Source organism: Streptococcus sp. 2579 (genome assembly GCF_013277195.1).
Taxonomy (GTDB): Bacteria; Bacillota; Bacilli; order Lactobacillales; family Streptococcaceae; genus Streptococcus.
The window spans coordinates 99,287-117,421 of the sequence record NZ_VMMM01000007.1; the positions used below are offsets into that span (position 1 = coordinate 99,287).

23 protein-coding genes and 1 riboswitch are annotated in these 18,135 nt (G+C 39.7%); of the genes, 2 read left to right on the top strand and 21 right to left on the bottom strand.

Annotated elements, in window-relative coordinates; all coding sequences use genetic code 11:
* Nucleotides 1–112 precede the first annotated feature (112 nt).
* The 21 genes from mgtA to HT725_RS04585 form a co-directional block, all read right to left on the bottom strand.
* Entirely contained in the window at nucleotides 113–2,773 is a 2,661-nt protein-coding gene (gene mgtA / locus HT725_RS04480) for a magnesium-translocating P-type ATPase (protein WP_173253146.1), read from the bottom strand.
* Between the two features lie 194 nt (nucleotides 2,774–2,967).
* Nucleotides 2,968–3,118, bottom strand: a riboswitch (M-box (ykoK) riboswitch).
* Nucleotides 3,119–3,175: 57 nt separating this feature from the next.
* Nucleotides 3,176–4,237: a Xaa-Pro peptidase family protein gene (locus HT725_RS04485; protein ID WP_049493919.1), complete on the bottom strand. Its 1,062-nt coding sequence runs from the start codon at nucleotides 4,235–4,237 to the stop codon at nucleotides 3,176–3,178.
* Nucleotides 4,230–7,061 (bottom strand): excinuclease ABC subunit UvrA, encoded by a 2,832-nt coding sequence (gene uvrA, locus HT725_RS04490; RefSeq protein WP_173219243.1) that lies wholly within the window; start codon nucleotides 7,059–7,061, stop codon nucleotides 4,230–4,232. Before uvrA ends, HT725_RS04485 begins: the two co-directional genes overlap by 8 nt.
* A gap of 373 nt (nucleotides 7,062–7,434) precedes the next feature.
* Nucleotides 7,435–7,593 carry a hypothetical protein gene (locus HT725_RS04495; RefSeq protein ID WP_173219240.1) on the bottom strand — a complete coding sequence of 53 codons (159 nt, stop codon included), beginning with the start codon at nucleotides 7,591–7,593 and terminating at the stop codon, nucleotides 7,435–7,437.
* A 94-nt stretch (nucleotides 7,594–7,687) separates the two neighbouring features.
* Nucleotides 7,688–8,026 carry a hypothetical protein gene (locus HT725_RS04500; RefSeq protein WP_173219237.1) on the bottom strand — a complete coding sequence of 113 codons (339 nt, stop codon included), beginning with the start codon at nucleotides 8,024–8,026 and terminating at the stop codon, nucleotides 7,688–7,690.
* The gene (locus HT725_RS04505; protein ID WP_173219234.1) at nucleotides 8,013–8,435 is read right to left on the bottom strand and encodes a DUF1492 domain-containing protein; all 423 of its coding nucleotides are present in this window, start codon (nucleotides 8,433–8,435) and stop codon (nucleotides 8,013–8,015) included. The genes HT725_RS04500 and HT725_RS04505 overlap by 14 nt, the downstream gene beginning before the upstream one ends.
* 303 nt (nucleotides 8,436–8,738) lie before the next feature.
* Nucleotides 8,739–8,987 carry a hypothetical protein gene (locus HT725_RS04510; RefSeq protein ID WP_173219231.1) on the bottom strand — a complete coding sequence of 83 codons (249 nt, stop codon included), beginning with the start codon at nucleotides 8,985–8,987 and terminating at the stop codon, nucleotides 8,739–8,741.
* Entirely contained in the window at nucleotides 8,974–9,234 is a 261-nt protein-coding gene (locus HT725_RS04515; RefSeq protein WP_240147155.1) for a replication protein, read from the bottom strand. The genes HT725_RS04510 and HT725_RS04515 overlap by 14 nt, the downstream gene beginning before the upstream one ends.
* A 130-nt stretch (nucleotides 9,235–9,364) precedes the next feature.
* Nucleotides 9,365–9,631, bottom strand: a complete 267-nt coding sequence (locus tag HT725_RS04520) for a hypothetical protein (protein WP_023935896.1) — start codon at nucleotides 9,629–9,631, stop codon at nucleotides 9,365–9,367.
* A gap of 63 nt (nucleotides 9,632–9,694) precedes the next feature.
* Nucleotides 9,695–9,934 (bottom strand): hypothetical protein, encoded by a 240-nt coding sequence (locus tag HT725_RS04525; RefSeq protein WP_023935898.1) that lies wholly within the window; start codon nucleotides 9,932–9,934, stop codon nucleotides 9,695–9,697.
* Entirely contained in the window at nucleotides 9,934–10,533 is a 600-nt protein-coding gene (locus HT725_RS04530; RefSeq protein WP_240147154.1) for a hypothetical protein, read from the bottom strand. Before HT725_RS04530 ends, HT725_RS04525 begins: the two co-directional genes overlap by 1 nt.
* 427 nt (nucleotides 10,534–10,960) lie before the next feature.
* A complete protein-coding gene (locus HT725_RS04540; RefSeq protein ID WP_173219225.1) occupies nucleotides 10,961–11,467 on the bottom strand; it encodes a hypothetical protein in 507 nt (168 codons plus the stop codon).
* 458 nt (nucleotides 11,468–11,925) lie between these two features.
* Nucleotides 11,926–13,155 (bottom strand): AAA family ATPase, encoded by a 1,230-nt coding sequence (locus HT725_RS04545; RefSeq protein WP_173219222.1) that lies wholly within the window; start codon nucleotides 13,153–13,155, stop codon nucleotides 11,926–11,928.
* 3 nt (nucleotides 13,156–13,158) lie between these two features.
* Nucleotides 13,159–13,314 (bottom strand): hypothetical protein, encoded by a 156-nt coding sequence (locus HT725_RS04550; protein ID WP_173219219.1) that lies wholly within the window; start codon nucleotides 13,312–13,314, stop codon nucleotides 13,159–13,161.
* Nucleotides 13,307–13,582 (bottom strand): XRE family transcriptional regulator, encoded by a 276-nt coding sequence (locus HT725_RS04555; protein WP_173219216.1) that lies wholly within the window; start codon nucleotides 13,580–13,582, stop codon nucleotides 13,307–13,309. The genes HT725_RS04550 and HT725_RS04555 overlap by 8 nt, the downstream gene beginning before the upstream one ends.
* Entirely contained in the window at nucleotides 13,575–13,916 is a 342-nt protein-coding gene (locus HT725_RS04560; RefSeq protein WP_173219213.1) for a DNA-binding protein, read from the bottom strand. The genes HT725_RS04555 and HT725_RS04560 overlap by 8 nt, the downstream gene beginning before the upstream one ends.
* The gene (locus tag HT725_RS04565) at nucleotides 13,913–14,128 is read right to left on the bottom strand and encodes a hypothetical protein (protein WP_173219211.1); all 216 of its coding nucleotides are present in this window, start codon (nucleotides 14,126–14,128) and stop codon (nucleotides 13,913–13,915) included. Before HT725_RS04565 ends, HT725_RS04560 begins: the two co-directional genes overlap by 4 nt.
* A gap of 1 nt (nucleotide 14,129) precedes the next feature.
* Nucleotides 14,130–14,330, bottom strand: coding sequence for a hypothetical protein (locus tag HT725_RS04570; protein ID WP_173219208.1), 201 nt, complete (start codon nucleotides 14,328–14,330; stop codon nucleotides 14,130–14,132).
* Between the two features lies 1 nt (nucleotide 14,331).
* Nucleotides 14,332–14,841: a hypothetical protein gene (locus HT725_RS04575; protein WP_173219205.1), complete on the bottom strand. Its 510-nt coding sequence runs from the start codon at nucleotides 14,839–14,841 to the stop codon at nucleotides 14,332–14,334.
* A gap of 280 nt (nucleotides 14,842–15,121) precedes the next feature.
* Nucleotides 15,122–15,748 (bottom strand): Rha family transcriptional regulator, encoded by a 627-nt coding sequence (locus HT725_RS04580; protein ID WP_173219203.1) that lies wholly within the window; start codon nucleotides 15,746–15,748, stop codon nucleotides 15,122–15,124.
* A 14-nt stretch (nucleotides 15,749–15,762) separates the two neighbouring features.
* Nucleotides 15,763–15,963: a helix-turn-helix domain-containing protein gene (locus HT725_RS04585; RefSeq protein ID WP_000040966.1), complete on the bottom strand. Its 201-nt coding sequence runs from the start codon at nucleotides 15,961–15,963 to the stop codon at nucleotides 15,763–15,765.
* 207 nt (nucleotides 15,964–16,170) lie between these two features.
* On the opposite strand from HT725_RS04585, the gene HT725_RS10215 reads away from it, so the two are divergent.
* Nucleotides 16,171–16,728 (top strand): helix-turn-helix domain-containing protein, encoded by a 558-nt coding sequence (locus HT725_RS10215; RefSeq protein ID WP_240147153.1) that lies wholly within the window; start codon nucleotides 16,171–16,173, stop codon nucleotides 16,726–16,728.
* A 477-nt stretch (nucleotides 16,729–17,205) separates the two neighbouring features.
* Nucleotides 17,206–18,030, top strand: a complete 825-nt coding sequence (locus tag HT725_RS04595) for a KilA-N domain-containing protein (protein WP_078748291.1) — start codon at nucleotides 17,206–17,208, stop codon at nucleotides 18,028–18,030.
* Nucleotides 18,031–18,135: the final 105 nt, after the last annotated feature.

Below are 18,135 nucleotides of genomic sequence, written 5' to 3' on the forward strand. Positions count from 1 at the left end.
TTACTATCAGTTTAGTCTATTATACCATAAAAAACATCCGACTTGCGACCTATTTTTAAATTTTTTTGACTTTTTTCGTCATTTTCGTACTTTTTTCTTGACAAAATAAAATTTACAGCCATTCTTGATATTTCTTGATATAAATTTTTTTCACAATTGTCACGCTAATCATATACAAAATAATGATGAAAAGTAAAAAGATGAAATAAATCGGTTTTAAAGGAGTTAGATGAAGTAGGATTGCGAGTGGACTGTAGGGAAGGAAGGTCACAAAGGCTGCAGCCAATAAGGTTGTCACAAGGACTAGCCAAGCCGGACGACTTTGTAAAAAGGGAATTTTAGCTGAACGCAGCATATGAATAACCATGGTCTGTGACCACATGGACTCGATAAACCAACCTGTCTGAAACAAGACAATAAATCCTACGGCAGACTCTGCCCCATGAACATAAGCTTGACCTGTCGTCATGGGTACAATGATAAAATAGAGCAAAATAAAGGTCAAAATATCAAAGGCAGAAGATATAGGCCCCATCCAAATCATGAAACGTGTGATGGACTTAGCTTCCCAGGTATGCGGATTTCTCAAAAAATCTTTATCCACCTTGTCAAAAGGCAAGGCAATACAAGACAAATCATAGACTAGATTTAGGATAATCAAATGGACTGGTGCCATTGGTAAAAATGGCAAAAAGATTCCAGAGACCAATAGGGATAAGATATTTCCAAAATTAGAACTCACTGTCATTTTGATATATTTGGTCATATTGGCATAGACCTTACGCCCTTCAACAAGTCCTTTTTCAAGCACCATGAGATCCTTATCAAGTAGGATAACATCAGCTGTTTCTTTGGCAATATCTACTGCTGTATCAACAGAAATTCCCACATCTGCAACTTTCATAGAAGGAGCATCATTGATCCCATCTCCCATATAGCCTACAGCATGACCATTAGCCTTAAATTGCAAAATAATCCTTGCTTTTTGGTCAGGTGAAAGCTTGGCAAAGACGGTTACCTCCTCCACGGCTTGAGCCAATTCTTGATCACTCATCTGATCGATTTCAGATCCTAACAGCATCTGATTGATATCCAAACCAACCTTTTCACAGACTGCTTGGGTAACTTTTTCGTTGTCTCCCGTCAAAATTTTTGTTTGAACTCCATGTTCTAATAGAGCCTTAATTGCTGGTGCTGCAGATGGTTTAGGAGGATCTAGGAAGGCTAAATAACCAGTTAGAATCATCTCCCCTTCATCATCAACTGTATAGGCATGGCCTTCCCTCAAACCTGACTTATAGGCCACTCCCAAGACACGCAAACCTTGTTGATTTAGTTGTCTGACTTCTGCTAAAATTTCTTCTCTAATAACATCTGTCAAGGGAGTAATCACTCCTTGGTATTCCGCATAACTGGAAATCGTCAACATTTCCTCTAGGGCACCCTTGGTTACCAAACTAACAACTTCGTGTTCATCCTTAACGATAACACTCATCCGTCTACGTTCAAAATCAAAGGGAAGCTCATCTATTTTTTGAAAAGTTTGATCCAGATTTTGTAAGAGGGTGTGTTCTTTGGCTTCCTTTTCAGTCCGTTTGATGATGGCTCTGTCCATCAAATTTTTCAAGCCCGTTTGAAAATAAGAATTGAGATAAGCTCGTCTCAAGACGGTCAAATCCAAGCGTCCGTGGATGTCCAAGGGATATTCAAGGACAATTTCGTCTTGGGTTAGAGTTCCTGTCTTATCTGTACACAAAATATCAATCGCCCCTAAGTCCTGTATGGCATTGAGTTTCTTGATAACCACTTTTTCCTTGGCCATAATGATGGAGCCCTTTGCTAGACTGGCCGTGATAATCATAGGAAGCATCTCAGGTGTCAATCCAACACCAACACTCAAAGCAAATACGCCAGCTTCTAACCAATCTCCATCTGTTAAACCATTGGACAAGAAAACGATAGGCACCATGACCAGCATCAAACGAATCAAGAGCCACGAAATACTATTCATCTCCCGTTCAAACGAAGTAGGCTCATCATAGGTGTTCAAAGTCTGCTCAATGGCCCCCATCATGGTATCATCACCAACTGCTAAAACCACGGCCTTGGCACTACCAGACAAGACATTGGTTCCCATAAAGGAGAGCGCTTCTGCTTCTAGCAGACTATCAGATTGTTGAACTGTTGCCTTGGTCAAGGCCAATTTTTCAACCGATTCACTTTCACCTGTCAAGCCCGACTGTTGTACAAAGAAATCGCGCGACTCAAATAAAAGAAGATCTGCTGGAATCATGTCTCCAGCGCTTAATTTAACCACGTCACCCACTACCAAATCATCGATAGGTACTTCTTGAATTTCTCCTTGACGAATGACAGTCGCTGTGTTGACAATCATTTTTGATAGATTGGTCGCAGCCTTATCACTACGGAGTTCTTGGACAAAGCGTATGCCACCAGAAATGAGGACTAGGACAACGATGATAATAGAAGTCGTCGGATCCTCTTGACCTGGTTTTGCCAACCAGACATTGGTCACCAAGGAAATCACGGCGATGACCAGTAAGATAATCGTAAAAGGATTGATAATGGATTCGTAAATCTTTTTGAGGATACTGTCTTCTTGACCCTTTGTGATGGTATTTTCGCCATATAGGTCACGATTTTTCTCCACCTGCTCCTCAGTCAAGCCTGTTAGACTTGTCTTATAAAAAGATAGAGTTTCGTTTAAAGATGTATGAATAGCTGTTGCTAATCTTTCTTTTGTAGTTTTCATTGGTTTCTCCTATCTGTATGAATGATGTGTTTCATACACAGAGACCAATCACTTTATAAGGACAGAACGACACAAATCAGCGATTGGCTGTGTATGTGCGGTTCCGGATGATCGTCAATTTGCATCGTTTATCTCCTTTCTTTGATTTAAACAGTAGAAAATCCCACCATAAAATGGCAGGATTAAAAAACTAATTATCTGTTTTTCGTTCAAGCTTTAACTCCATAGGGCAATGTAATGAGCTTAGTCTTGGCCTTCGCGACCAGGACTGTTGACCAACGAGTAGTGTCTCCACTGCTTTGCGGTAGTCATCCGTATCCCTATGGTAGCCTCACCTACCGTTTTCGTCTTTCAGTATAAACCTTTAAAATTTAAAAGTCAATCATTTGAGTTGTTTAACTCTTAAATAACTATCAACTCTTTTGGAGCAAGGGTCAATAATTCACAACCTGTCTCTGTAATCAGAATATCATCCTCGATACGAACGCCATATTTGCCTTCGATATAGATACCTGGCTCATCTGTCAATGCCATACCTGCCTTAATAGTTTCTGTAGAAGTTTGGCTAAAGTAAGGCTCTTCATGGATATCCAGTCCAATACCGTGTCCAATACCGTGGGTAAAGTAGTCGCCATAGCCTGCCTCGATGATAATATCACGAGGAATTTTGTCAAAGTCACGGAAACCTAAGCCAGCCTTAGCCTGGTCAATCAAGGCTTGGTTGGCTTTCAAAACCGTATTGTAAATCTCTGCCTGCTCGTCGCTAACATGCCCCAAGTAGATAGTTCGTGTCATATCACTGACATAGTGGTCATATAGGCAGCCGAAATCCATGGTAATGGCTTCTCCCAATTCCACTGGTTTGTGCATGGGATGGGCATGGGGTTTAGAAGAGTTGATACCGCTGGCTAGGATAGTGTCAAAAGACAAGCCAGATGCTCCCAACTCACGCATGCGGAAGTCAAGGAAGTTGGCAATCTCAATTTCAGTCTTTCCTGGCTTAATAAAGTCAAGCGCATCGCGGAAAGCTTGGTCTGAGATAGAACAAGCCTTGCGAATAGCTGCAATCTCCGCTTCATCCTTAATCATTCGAAGACCTTCAACAAACTGAGTCTGTGGAAGCAAGTCCAAACCTGCAAAAGCTGCCTGCATACGGTGATAATAAGAGACTGAAATCTCGTCCTCAAAACCGATTCGAGACAAGCCCATGTCCTTAACAATACCCGCAATGACAGCCAATTCATCACGGTCAGCCACAATCTCAAAACCACTGGTTTCTTGCTTGGCCGCAATGATATAGCGAGAGTCTGTCACCAAGACCTGACGATCACGGCTGATAAAGACTGTTCCGTTTGACCCCCAAAAACCAGTCAAGTAGTAGACGTTTTTAAGATTGTTGATGATGATACCATCTAGTTCTTTTTCTTGCATTTTAGCTAGAAATGCTTGTACGCGTTTATTCATGATGTAACTTTCCTTTCAAATAGTGTCCTGTGTAGCTTGCTTCGTTGGCCGCTACTTCTTCTGGAGTTCCTGTTGCGATGATGGTTCCACCACCGACACCGCCCTCAGGTCCCAAGTCAATAATATGGTCTGCCGTCTTGATAACATCCAGATTGTGCTCAATGACGAGGACTGTATTGCCATCGTCAACAAAGCGAGCCAAGACTTTAAGCAAGCGAGCGATATCCTCTGTATGGAGTCCTGTCGTCGGCTCATCCAGAATGTAGAAAGATTTTCCTGTCGATCGTTTGTGAAGTTCGCTAGCCAACTTCATACGCTGAGCTTCTCCCCCAGAAAGGGTGGTAGCTGGTTGACCTAGCGTCACATAGCCCAGTCCCACATCCTTGATGGTCTGAAGTTTACGTTGAATCTTTGGAATGTGTTGGAAGAACTCCACCGCATCGTTGACGGTCATATCCAAGACTTGCGAGATATTCTTTTCCTTATAGTGAACTTCTAGGGTTTCACTGTTGTAACGGGTCCCGTGGCAAACTTCACAAGCCACATAAACATCTGGCAAGAAGTGCATCTCAATCTTGATAATCCCGTCACCTGAGCAGGCTTCACAGCGACCACCCTTGACATTGAAACTGAAACGCCCCTTCTTGTAGCCTCGAATCTTGGCTTCATTTGTCTGGGCAAAAAGGTCACGTATATCGTCAAAAACTCCTGTATAGGTAGCAGGGTTAGACCTCGGCGTTCGTCCGATAGGACTTTGGTCAATATCAATCAAGCGGTCTACATGCTCAATCCCTGTAATCGTTTTAAACTTACCAGGTTTGTCTGAATTGCGGTTGAGTTTTTGAGCAATGGCTTTTTTGAGGATGCTGTTAATTAAGGTCGATTTCCCTGAACCTGACACACCTGTCACCGCGATGAATTTTCCTAGTGGAAAGCGAGCTGTGACATTTTGCAGGTTGTTCTCACGCGCACCTGTCACTTCGATAAAACGACCATTTCCGGTACGGCGCTCGTCTGGCACTGGAATGGCACGTTTGCCTGACAAGTACTGACCTGTGATAGACTTGCTGTTGCGAGCCACTTGCTTAGGGGTTCCTGCCGCAACAATCTCCCCACCAAAAACACCGGCACCGGGACCAACGTCAATCAGATAATCCGCCTCACGCATGGTATCTTCGTCATGTTCCACCACGATGAGGGTATTACCTAAATCGCGCATCTTTTTCAGACTGGCAATCAGGCGGTCATTGTCCCTCTGGTGGAGACCGATTGACGGCTCATCCAGGATATAAAGGACACCTGATAAGTTGGAACCAATCTGGGTCGCCAAGCGAATGCGCTGACTTTCCCCACCTGAAAGGGTTCCTGCTGAACGAGATAGGGTCAGATAGTTGAGACCCACGTTATTCAGGAAGGTCAAGCGGTCCTTGATTTCCTTGAGAATGGGACGGGCGATGATGGCTTCATTTTCAGACAAGGTTAACTGACTCACCAACTCCAAGTGGTCTGCGATAGACAGGTCTGAAATTTCTCCGATATGTGGCCCTTGCTCGCCGCCCACACGGACAGACAAGGCCTGGTCATTGAGACGATAACCGTGACAGGTTCCGCAGGTCAGCTCATTCATGTAGAGGCGCATCTGGGTGCGAGTGTAATCGCTGTTTGTCTCGTGATAACGACGCTTGATATTATTGACAACTCCTTCAAACGGAATGTCAATATCGCGCACGCCACCAAATTCATTTTCATAGTGGAAATGGAATTCCTTGCCATCTGAACCATAGAAAATCAAGTTCTTATCTTCTTCTGACAAGTCCTCAAAAGGCTTATCCATATCCACTCCAAAGGCTGTCATAGCCTGCTCTAGCATGTTTGGATAGTAGTTGGATGAGATAGGATTCCAAGGAGCCAAGGCTCCCTCGCGTAGCGTTTTGCTGGCATCTGGCACCACCAAATCAGTATCCACCTCCAGCTTGATGCCCAAGCCGTCACACTCACTACAAGAACCAAAAGGAGCATTGAAGGAGAAGAGACGTGGCTCTAACTCTGGGACAGTAAAACCGCAAACTGGACAGGCATAGTGCTCAGAGAACAATAACTCAGAGTCGTCCATAGTGTCGATAATGACATAACCTTCTGCGATACGAAGGGCAGCCTCAATGGAATCAAAGAGACGGCTACGAATGCCCTCCTTGATGACAATACGGTCAACTACGACATCAATATTGTGTTGCTTGCTCTTAGACAACTCTGGCACTTCGGTCACATCATAGACTTCCCCATCCACACGGACACGGACATAACCGTCTTTCTGAACCTTCTCAATAACACTCTTATGTTGACCTTTTTTCTTGCGGATGACAGGAGCTAAAATTTGCAGGCGCTGGCGTTCAGGTAACTCCAAAACCTTATCCACAATTTGCTCCACAGAAGAGGCCTTGATAGCTCCATGCCCGTTGATACAGTAAGGCGTCCCCACACGCGCGTAGAGGAGACGCAGATAGTCGTTGATTTCAGTCGTTGTTCCCACCGTCGAGCGAGGGTTTTTGCTAGTCGTTTTCTGGTCGATGGAAATAGCTGGGCTCAGACCATCAATGGCATCTACATCAGGCTTCTCCATATTTCCCAAGAATTGACGAGCATAGGCTGACAAACTCTCTACATAGCGCCGTTGTCCCTCGGCATAGAGGGTATCAAAGGCCAGACTGGATTTCCCTGAACCTGACAAGCCGGTCACGACAACCAACTTGTCTCGTGGAATCTCCACATCAATATTTTTTAAATTATGGGCACGCGCCCCATGAATGACAATTTTATCTTGCATCTTTGTTCTTTCTAGTCCATTATTGCTTACCATTATACCAAAAAAAGTGAGATTCTATTACCCAAAAGGATGAATTTATAGTATAATAAAAAACTTCTTATTTTATGTTTCCTTAGGGCTTCCTAACCCTTATATCACGCGCTTTTGAACAAAAAATACTAACATTACTTTTTACTACTTGCTCCCCCAAAGTACGCAAAAAGGGGAGCAAAAAAGCCCCACAAAAGGGCAATCAATCGATGAGTTCAGCAGGCAAGAAACTAGCACGGTCAAACGTGCTTTTTTATTGCTGATAAGTTCATTATACCACGTAGTATATAAAAGGCAAAAATAACTCATATCAAAAAGCACTTAGATTTCTCTAGGTGCTTAATTAAATTGATTCTAGTTTTAGACTCCTGACAAATTCATCCCATTCGTCATCTAACTCCTCAACAGTTTTGTTTTTATTTCGTTCATAGGCTTTTTTTAACAATTCATCCAGATTGTCGTCTTCGGCTTCTGGCCAATCATAAATATCTTTTTTAACCATATCATTCAATCCTTCCAAATTCAAATTTAAACACTTCACATAAAATTTTAAGTATTTTCTCTTACGCTATGACTTCATTATAAACTTTCCTATCCTAATATTCAATCAACAATACACCGTCTCGATAGCTTTTAGCAAAGTCTAGCAGTATCTCAGCTTTGAGACTTTCATACTCAGCCTTATCAATGCCCAATGCCTCGTATAACTGCCATATCTTTAACCTCTCTCCAGTTCGCCTTGTAAAGAGATTGGAGAATATATCACGCCTTACATCGTCCAGATTGTCCCTGAAGGCTTCAATCACGCGCACCAATTCCAGCGCTTTGGCTTCAAATGCTCCATCTTGACCGTATAGGCTCAATTTAACCAGTGAGTGATAGCTTTTCAGAAATCTGTAGGCCTGCTTTGTTGTCTCTTCTTTATCGATTGGCATTTTTAACCTTGGCCAAGTTCTCAATGGCTTTTTTCTTAATTCTGTAAATTTGTACTTTGCTAAAATTTAACTCCTTACAAACCTCAGCCATAGGTAGGTTATTCACATATATCATTGTCAATACCAAACATTCTTCAATTTCATCTAGCTGATCTATTAATTTCATTGTTGCTATCCGCTCGTCTATAAGGGCGCTCATTTGCTCCACTATCTCATCTTTTTGTTCCAAGATTTCAAGTATCTTATCCTCAGTAGTATTGGTTTTGCTAGTTTTTACCCTTGTAGTGAATTGATTGGATCCAGATAATAGTCCATTGTCTAAACTTTGGTACTTTAGTTGCAGTCTCTGGATAAGGTCGTTCCCTTTCTTTACTCTTTTTAGTTGTTCCTCTATTTCTTTAATGGTCAAGTTGACTCTCCTTTTTGGTGTAATATTTGCGTTTTCTCTATGTTCGCTCTAGCTTCAAATGCTTTCCCGTGAGAAAAAATGTACAGTGACGGTGTGAAGCTCATAGAAGCGCGTGGGGAGGGAGATAGCCCCCCATATCTCCTTGTGGTTTGATAAGCAATTAAGGGATGTTTTTATCTCTCTTATTTCCTTGTCATTCTGCAAGCAATTAAGGCAAGTTATTTCTTTGCTTATCTGCTTGTCATTTCTCAGGGAGTTAAGGAGGGTTTTTATTGCTCTTATCTGCTTGATAACTGATAAGCTCTATTCATTACAAAAACCTATATTGTCCCAGAATATCCGCAATCCTTTTGTATTTTTAATTTCTGAAATAGCTTTTTCTGCTTCTTCTTTTGTCGGATAGACTTCTATAATATCTTTGGGATTTTTTCCACCTATCCTATATCTTACCTCAAAATGTCCAGTATCAATCTGCGTCAAAAACACGGTATCAACTTCATCAACCACCGCTAACTTATTCAACTTATTTAAACGGTTTTTAATCGCCTTCATCTAGTATCTTCGCCTCTAATATTTCTAATTGCTCTACTACTTCAACCATTTCAACCGCCTTATAAGCCATGTTTAGAATGCTCTGGGCGCTTTGTTGTCTAGCGTAAGGGCTTACTGTCTCATCTAGCATAATTTCCCTCAATACGGTTACAGCCTCAACACTCGCATTCTGTAACAGCGTAGTAGACTCCTTGAGTTGTTCGCTACGTCTTTCACGGTAAACCCTCTTAAAAGTTACATCGTTCAAGTAATTGTAAGCCGTCCTTCTGGTTATTCCACTTAATTCACTAGCTTTTTTACATTCCCAGTCATGAGATAATTGGCCATAAATATTTCTTTTTTTCTGCTTAATTCTGTCAAATACTAGTCACCTCACTTTATTGGTCTAATTCTGGAAACTCACTTATCCCAGTCATTTCCCTAAGTTCATCCATACGTTTTTTTGATTTCTTATAGTCTGCTAGCTTAATATCTTTAAATGGTGTTTTAATAAAATCATCCATATCTATCTTTATTTCATCTTGCTGAAAAGCAAATCTTAAACAATCCACATATAAAGATATACATTCATCAGTTGTTGCATATTCCGTCTTTCCAGCATACTCTTCTAACTTTTCTAGTCTTGCTTTTAAACTTCTAACCATTCCCCTACCTCGTGTGTAATTCTGTCTGATTTATGTAAAAAAAGGGGATTGCTCCCCTCCACATCACAAACCTAATAAACCACGTCTTTCTTTGCCCAGTAGCTTATCATACAAGGCTTTATCTTTCTCATATAGTTCATGTCTACGCTTGTAGCCCATAGCCTTAAACTCTTCAAGGGTTACAGCTTCCTCTTCGTAAGATTTTGAAATACTTTCTACGTTCTTGGCAAGCCCCTGCAGTAAGTCAGCTTGTCTCTTCTCTTCTTCGATTTCTTGAAACAGTTGTTTATGTTCATCTTTCATTATTGTTCTCCCTCAAAATAGTTAATACGATTCACAAAATACGCCAAATCATCACTCGGATCTAAATAGCGGTGCTGGTTTCCCATATAACCAGCTACACCACTGTAAATGTAAGGCTTACTTACTCCACTATATTCTGGAGATGTATTCAGGCGGTCAAATAACTCTTCGATACCTGTTTCTCTTACCTCATCAGCCAATCTCTTAGCAGTGTTTTTGTAGTTTTCGTTATAATTTGCAATCAACTCTAAAAGCTCAATAGATTTCTGTTTGATTTCTTGACGCTGGCGTTTCACTGTTTCATCTTGTTCTAATGCTGTCTCTAAATAACCTTTCGCATTAATTTTTCTAGCGTCTGCCACTATTGAGTCAATTCGTTCTTTTTCGAGTTTTGTTCTTTGTGCTTTCATATCAGCAATATATTTCTCTTTAGAATTGACTGCCTTAAAATCTTCAAAAGTTTGTAACTCAGCTTTCTTAGATTTAATAGCCTCAACTTCTTTTTCGGTTTTCTTGATTTCCTCATCAAAGCGATCAAAAATCTCTAATTGAGTCCGTACTTTGTCCATCTGGTTTTTGACTTCTTGCAATGTTGGCATTTCTTTTTCCTCCAATCTTTCCAAAAACAAAAGAGGCATAGCCAAAATAGATTACTCTACTTTATGCTATACCTCTGATTTTTTCAGTCAGTATTCTTTTTAAATATTGTTGTTTTAGATTCCACGCTGGAGACAATCTCGCCGTCTTGTATTTTAAGCGTGATACTCCCAAACCTTGGAACCTCTAACAGTTTTATTATACCATAACTTTTGAAATAAATAAAGCCTTCTTGTATTTCCATGTTTAGCCTCTCATGCTATTTGTATAGAACCATCATACTGGTTAGTGTATCCATATCCTCACTATTCCCCACTGTTGCCTCTGTATATTTCACGTCAATAACTTCAACGCCTGCCATAAAACCATTTACCCGGCTTTCAAAATCCTCTAGGCTTTACTTGTATTTCTGATAAAATAGTTTAATTTTCATGTTGTTTTTCCTCCTTTTTTTATACTCCGATAGTCAATCCCCACAAGTTTTTTACGTTCATCGTGGATAATATATCCCTGTTGTATGGCTATAATTACAAAATGTTTTAGTAGTTGGTCTTCATGCTTCAAAGTCTGAATAAGCTCACTGTTTTTAAAAGTTTCCCAGTCAGAAATATAAGAAGCAGATTCTCCATCTTGTGGTGAAAGAAGATCCAACTTTCTTTCCTCCATCTTCTCGTATATCCTTTTTGTGCTATGCCTTAATCGTGGAGTTTTAGACAGCAATTCCCTAGATGGATTTCCAAAGTTCATACCTTGCCATGTACAGGTTAGCTTATCGAACACTAGATATTTTCTTGCTTTATCAAAAATATACCTCATCGGTTCGTTATCACCAGTCCACTTAATAACTTCTCCAATATTTTCCATGTAGGGCATTGTCTTGAATGCTAAAAAGTGCTTATCCTGGATAACTCGTTTTTTTAATCTCTTCTTTACCACTAGTTACCTACTCCATTTCTTTACAAGTTACACCCGCGCACCGTGGAAGTGTTGAAGGACAGGGTTACAGGGTTACAGGGGGCGTAGCTCAATCGCCCCTGTTCCTGTACCTGTTCTTACTTCCACAATTCACGGACACTTGGACAAACTAGAATTGACGCTAGGCTATTCTAGTCGTGTCCCTGATTTTGTCCCTGTTTACATTGTAAAATTTTACAACGCTTTACAAGTCTTTACATATTCCAACAAACCCCATAAAACCAATGGTTTAAAGGTATTATTTATTAGTTTACAAATGTAAAAAAACGCTATTTTACATCTTTTACACCGAGTTGTAAAGAGTTGTAAATTTTACGTTTGTAAAGGTGTAAAATCTTGTAAAATTTTTACACTTTTTTTACAACTTTTTACAAGTCTTTACATTGTAAAATTTACAAGTCTTTACACATTTTGAATTGTTAATAAGTTGGGTTTTCTTGTATCAATCCATCTATAACCACCACATTATTATCAGATTCCTCAATTAGTTTATCTAAGCTAGGTCTACTAATTTTTGCGAAACGTGAAAGCTCTGATTTTCTTGGTAATCTATTATTTACCTGTTCAAAGTCTGCTATCATAGATTTTAATTTATTCGTCGCTCTTTCTCTAATTTCTTCATTAGCCAACACCTTTTCTTTAATATCCTTTGGTAATGGTATTCCTGGTTCGTGGTAAGCTAATATTTTCTCCTTATCGTTTATCAACTGTGGATAGTAGAAAAGAAAATTTTTCTCCCCGTCATAATCAACTTCCGAGGTGACCGCTTCAAGTCTCCAATAAGTTCGTGTTTTTAATGGCAAATCTATGTTATCAAAATTTTGTAGAATTTCTCGCGTTTGTTCAGTAGGTAAATGTTCCAGCGCTACCTCTATATGGTTTCGTAAATCCTCGCTTGTTGCTCTCTTGTTTTTGAAATTGATATAGTCATTTGTTACATTTAGCTGAAAATATCTTTTATTGTGCGTAGTTATTACATTCTTGGCCAAATCCCAGACAGCTTCTAATCTCTCTAGGCGTAACAATTCGGGATCTAATTCCATCTTGAAAAATTCTAACAAGCTATCGCAATGAGCTAGGGACTCTGACCACTGGGCAAAGTCTGAACTTTCCGTAGTCCCTTTCGGTCTATCTCTATGACTTTGTGTATAGATCAGGCCACCGCCTACGTGTTGGTTAATCTGTTGCAAATAATCCCCTAAGGAGCCCCCGAACTGCAGTAGTTTCAAATTATCAATACTATCAATAATAACCACTTGAAAAGCGTTGTTTGGTACTTTATCTTTTACAACTTTGGCTAAATCTTCTAAGGCCGTTGACTTTGGAAGAGTTAAGATAGAAATATTGTCAAGATCTTTTTGCTCAACTTCTAAAAGTTGGGCAATCTGCATGAACTTACTAAAACAGTCGTTTTCTTTATGATTCGTATTGATATACAAGACGTTGAAAGCTCTTTTACTCTTCCACTCTAGCCAATTACTCCCCTGGGCTAAAGATAGAGCTAGGGAAATAACTACGCTAGTCTTTAAGGATCTTCTTGGCGCCGATATACCCAATACTTGCCCGCGTCTCAACAATCCTGTCAAAATGCTAGCAGATGGCCCTATTGTCTCGGCAGGAACTTGTCCTAGTTTTTTAATTTCTGTCATTGGTTATCCTTTCTGGTTTTTCAATCGTTTCTTTTTCAGTTTCTTTAATTGTTGTAACTCTTTTCGTTGCTCAAGCGTTAATTGTCTATTTTTCCAAGTGTAGCCGTTGGTAGTCCGGACAGATTTTCTCTGTCCGGGGAATCTTTCAAAGCTAGCCATTTTCCACCCCCATAAACTTCCAGATGTCAGATATTTTATAATAGATTTTCCTAGTGTCTTCTAGTGGGGGCTGGTATCGTCTTAGCCCAGCATCTTCCCACTTTTGGAGTGTCTTGTACTTTATATCTAACTCGTCCATAGCCTCCTGGGCTGAGATTAACCCTGTCAAACGTGGTTTGACTGTATCACGCGCCTCCAGGTAATTCTCCACAAGCTCCAGAACGCCATGAGTTAGCTCATATTCGCTCTCTTTACTAAGACTAAACATATTCATCAGCTCCCTTCAGTAGTTGCTTGTAGCTCTCTAAATCAGCATTTAAAAGGACGGTTAGGCGTTTCTGTTCTTCCTGTACTTGGTTATAGAATGCTTTTGCTCCGTCCAGTAACTCCTCTTTGTTAGCAGGGATAAAATATCCTCTAAATGTCCCATGACGTACCCCGATGATAGGAACACCGTAGCGCGTGATCAGACGGCTGATAATATCTTGCACGGTTCTTTCTGCCAGCTTAGTGATCAGGCTGATTTCTGCCCCTGTTATGGAGTTCTCAGCCCCTACCTTGATTAGTCTTAATACTCGTTTGTCATTCTCTGATAGACTCATTCAGTTCCTCCGTAAACTCTTACCCCTGCAAGCTGGATATATCGCCCATAATCAGGGTTTAAATCCTCGCTAGGTGTTTCTATCGTCTGTTGGTTTTCTCGCTCAAATTGGGCGCTTTTTTTGCGGTCTCGGTGGTTTAGATAAAGCAATATGCCAATCGATACCACCATAAAGATTACCGCTTGTGTGTTGGTCAAATCTAATTCATTCATGTTATGCCCTCGCTTTGTAATTCTTGATATAGTCCACTTGATCAGTTCGCTCCATCTTCAGGAACTCGTCCACCTCTTCGGTGCTTACCTTTCTATCTACAAAATCAGCAATAAACTGGAAGAGGTTTGGGCGTTTCGCTTTAATCTCAGCCATTACTTCATCAAATTCTGCCTGTGTCATGTTGTCTAGGTCTAGTGTCATTTTAACCCTCCTCATGAATCATCATTCCACGGGTGTACCCAATCGAACTTGTCCATAAGTCCAAGAGATTTTTTTTACCTCGTTTTTTCTTGGCAATATCAACTGCTAAAAGTTCCCATACATAATTTAATAATTGACTTTGATCCATAGGATAAACATTCTCTTTGGTCAATTCTGCTAGATAAGTGGTTAAGAAAAGAAATCCATCAAATCTAGAAACCAGTTTTATAAAATCAGTGTTACCCCAATAATTTCCATAAAATGAGCGTTCTTCCCACTCCAATTCTCCTATTACCTCAGAAACTACTCTCTGTTTCATCCTTTCCTTCTGTTCCTTAAGTGTTTGCTGTTTTTCACGATATTCTGTACTGTTTAGTTCATTGTAAACATCATCCAAGTCGTTCAATACCCTACTGATTTCTCTTTTAGCTAATGCAGTTTCAGCCCCTACAAGACTTTCTTGTATTTCTTCTAAATTTGTTGAAATAGCTTCTAATTTATCTGCTATCATATTTTCCTCCGTTGGCCTTTAATGTCGTTTCTTATACAGGATTGGCACCACTCCAAACGCTGGGCGATTGCCCCAAGTTGGCGAACGCTTGGAAGTGGTGTCCAGTTTAAAGAATTAGCGCTCTCCGTATGGTCAAAATGCCCTAGATATGCTATAATCTAGGTATAAATCTTTACTAAAACCTCTTTGATAATAGCTTGCCTGCTTTTTGTTAAATTCGTTTTAGTGTTAGTGTGAAAGGCTTTGCGGTGTGGTTATTGCTAAGCCTTTTTTGTTGCAATCACGCGCTTCTTTGGCGTGTTTTTTTATTTCTGAATGCCATAGCTTTGATTTCCTGATAACTCATATTCAAGCCAATCATGGCTATTACCATATCCTCAAATGCTTGGTATTGCTCCAGCTCGTCACTGGTCAAGCTATCAATGCCATTATAGCCCCCACGTTCTTCCCTTAACTGCTTAGCGTTCCTGTCGGTTACTGCTTTTAGTAGCAGGTTGTTCATGGTGCTATGCGGGTACTTTGGGGCTTGTTCCCAATTCTCAATACTGTCATGCAAGGTTTTTCTTTTTGGCTTTTCTAGCGCCCTCTGCATACGAAACTTAGAAAGTTCCTCACGCATTTCAAAGAATGCTTTGACTAGGTTGGTTTTGAAGTTGGCCACTTGCTCGGTATTCTTTAAGAATGTAACTAACAAGGTTGCTTGTTGCTCATTCAAAATATAGTCCTTGGTATTCTGGCCACTTTGTAAAGGTCGCATTTTAAATGACACCTTTCCAAATTGCTCCAGTCGTCCAATTTGTTTTCTAATGTGTTCCTGTATTGCGTGGTGTTTTATTCCAGCGCATTCAGCTATGATTGCACTCGTAGTATACGGCTCTTTTTTACCGTCCATATAGACTAGTTCCATCGGTTTGCTCCTTTCTAGCTATAAAATAGTTCATCTATGGTTATATCTGATTTGATTTCTGCAACCATTGACTTAATCGCTAGGCGTTCTTTGTCATTGAATGGCGTTTTACCTAATTCTTTGTTGTTGTACGACTGCAAAGAAATTTTTAGCTTGTCCGCCATTTGTTGCTGAGTTAGTCCTAACATAACCCGATAGCCTCGTAGTTTGCTCATAGATTTGCTCCTTTCTAAAAAAATCCCCCTCCATGAATAGATTGAAAGTGTGAAAGGTTGAAGGGAGTGGTATCCAATTTGGATAACTTTCGTTTTATTATATATCCATTTCGGTTAATTGTCAACTGTTTTTTAGAATTTTTTGTATCATTTCTTGATACTTTTATAAAAATCAGATATAATCATCTGTGAAAGGTGTGATAAATTATGAATAGATTGAAAGAACTGAGAAAACAAAAAGGGCTAACCCAACAAGGATTAGCTGATGAAATTTCTGTATCTAAAATCACCGTATTGCGATGGGAAAACGAGGAACGCCAAATTAAACCAGAAAAAGCCCAGCAACTAGCTGACTACTTCGGGGTAAGCGTTGGGTATCTGCTGGGGTATGAGGATGACTCTAGCTTAATAAAAGAATTAGGCCAAAAAATTTCTAAAATGTCCGGTACAGAGGCAATGAATTTTGCTTTTACAGAAGAAGGTGACTTACTCGCTGAATTAATGTATCAAGCTGAATTAAAAAAAGAAAAGCAAAACAACAAAAAATTTAGAAACTTTGTTAAGTTCTTAAAATCAAATATAATCGTTTTAAACGATGAAGAAATTGAAAATTTTTACAATATGCTTTTAACTGCTGATTTAAACAGTGGAAATAAAAAGAAATTATTTGAAAAAGTGGCAGATGAAGACTTTACTAAAGCTGTTGATTTCTTAGAAAATAACGGATACACTATCTTCTTCGATAAATCATATAACGATGACTAATATCACGCCATCAGCAAAGTCGTAAGTCTATATAGATAAAAATCCCCCATATTTGCCAATATCAACCATCTTTTCATGGTCTATTGTGCAAAAACGGGGGAAATTGAAGAATAGAAAGCCAATTTTACAGACTAAAGCGCAAAAATGAGCGAAATTGAAGAATAGCAACAAAAAAAGGTAAGTCAATACCCTTACCTTTAATCAAGACTAATATAATCAACCTAATTGAACCAGATGGTGCTAACTCTCTATACACTATAGAGGACGCTCCCGATAAGATGATTACAACATTATTATACCACTCTTGAATTTAAAATGCGACCTATAGCATGCCCACGCGCCACAATGTTCAACAATCCTGAAGCGCGTGGATTCTCGTGGTTCGTTCGTGCTTCAAGCCTATATAAGCCCCATATCTACTAATTTTATTGATGTCAACAAATATCAACCACTTACAATGTTTTAGAAAGGACTACCATGGTTAAAATCAACGCAAACGGTAAAGAAATCACTTTACTAGCCAATAATACTGATTATATCAGCTTGACCGATATAGCTAAATATAAAAATAGCGAAGATCCTAGAATAGTCATATCAAACTGGCTTAGTAGTTACGCTACTATAGATTTTTTAGCAACTTGGGAAAGTATTAATAACCCAAATTTTAACCGTATGGAATTCCATACGGTTAGAAATGAACCTGGTAGGCTTGTAATGACTTCTAAACAATGGATAGAAAGAATGAACGCCATCGGTATCACTTCAAAAGCTGGCCGTTACGGTGGAACATATGCCCACTCAGACATAGCCTTTGAGTTTGCTTCTTGGATTTCCCCAGAGTTCAAACTCTACATCATTCAAGACTATCAACGGCTTAAACAAGAAGAGGCCTATAGAAATCAGTTAGATTGGCAAGTGAACCGCTATATTTCAAAACTCAATTACACAATACAAACTGATGCAATTAAAGAAAATATTGTCCCAACACTCCAGCCGTCTCAAATATCATACGCTTACTCCTCTGAAGCTGACTTGGTTAATGTTGCCTTGTTCGGTATGACTGCCAAAGAATACAAGAAAGCTTTCCCAGAAAAAGACGGCAATCAGCGAGATAATGCCACTATTGAACAGTTATTAGTTCTTAATAATTTACAAAGTCTTAACGCTGAAATGATAAAACAAGGGCTATCACAAAGCAACCGCCTAACTGAACTCAATAGAATCGCCAAAGAACAGTTAGAGGTACTTTACAAAAACAATCAAAAAGCTCTGGACAATCTAAAACGCCTAGCCGATAAATAGCCCCATATCCGCCTTGTTTCCTACTCTGGTATTATTTACCGTCTGACTATTTAAAATTGAATACAGGGCAATCTGTGAAGCCCTAGCATGATATAAACCACAATC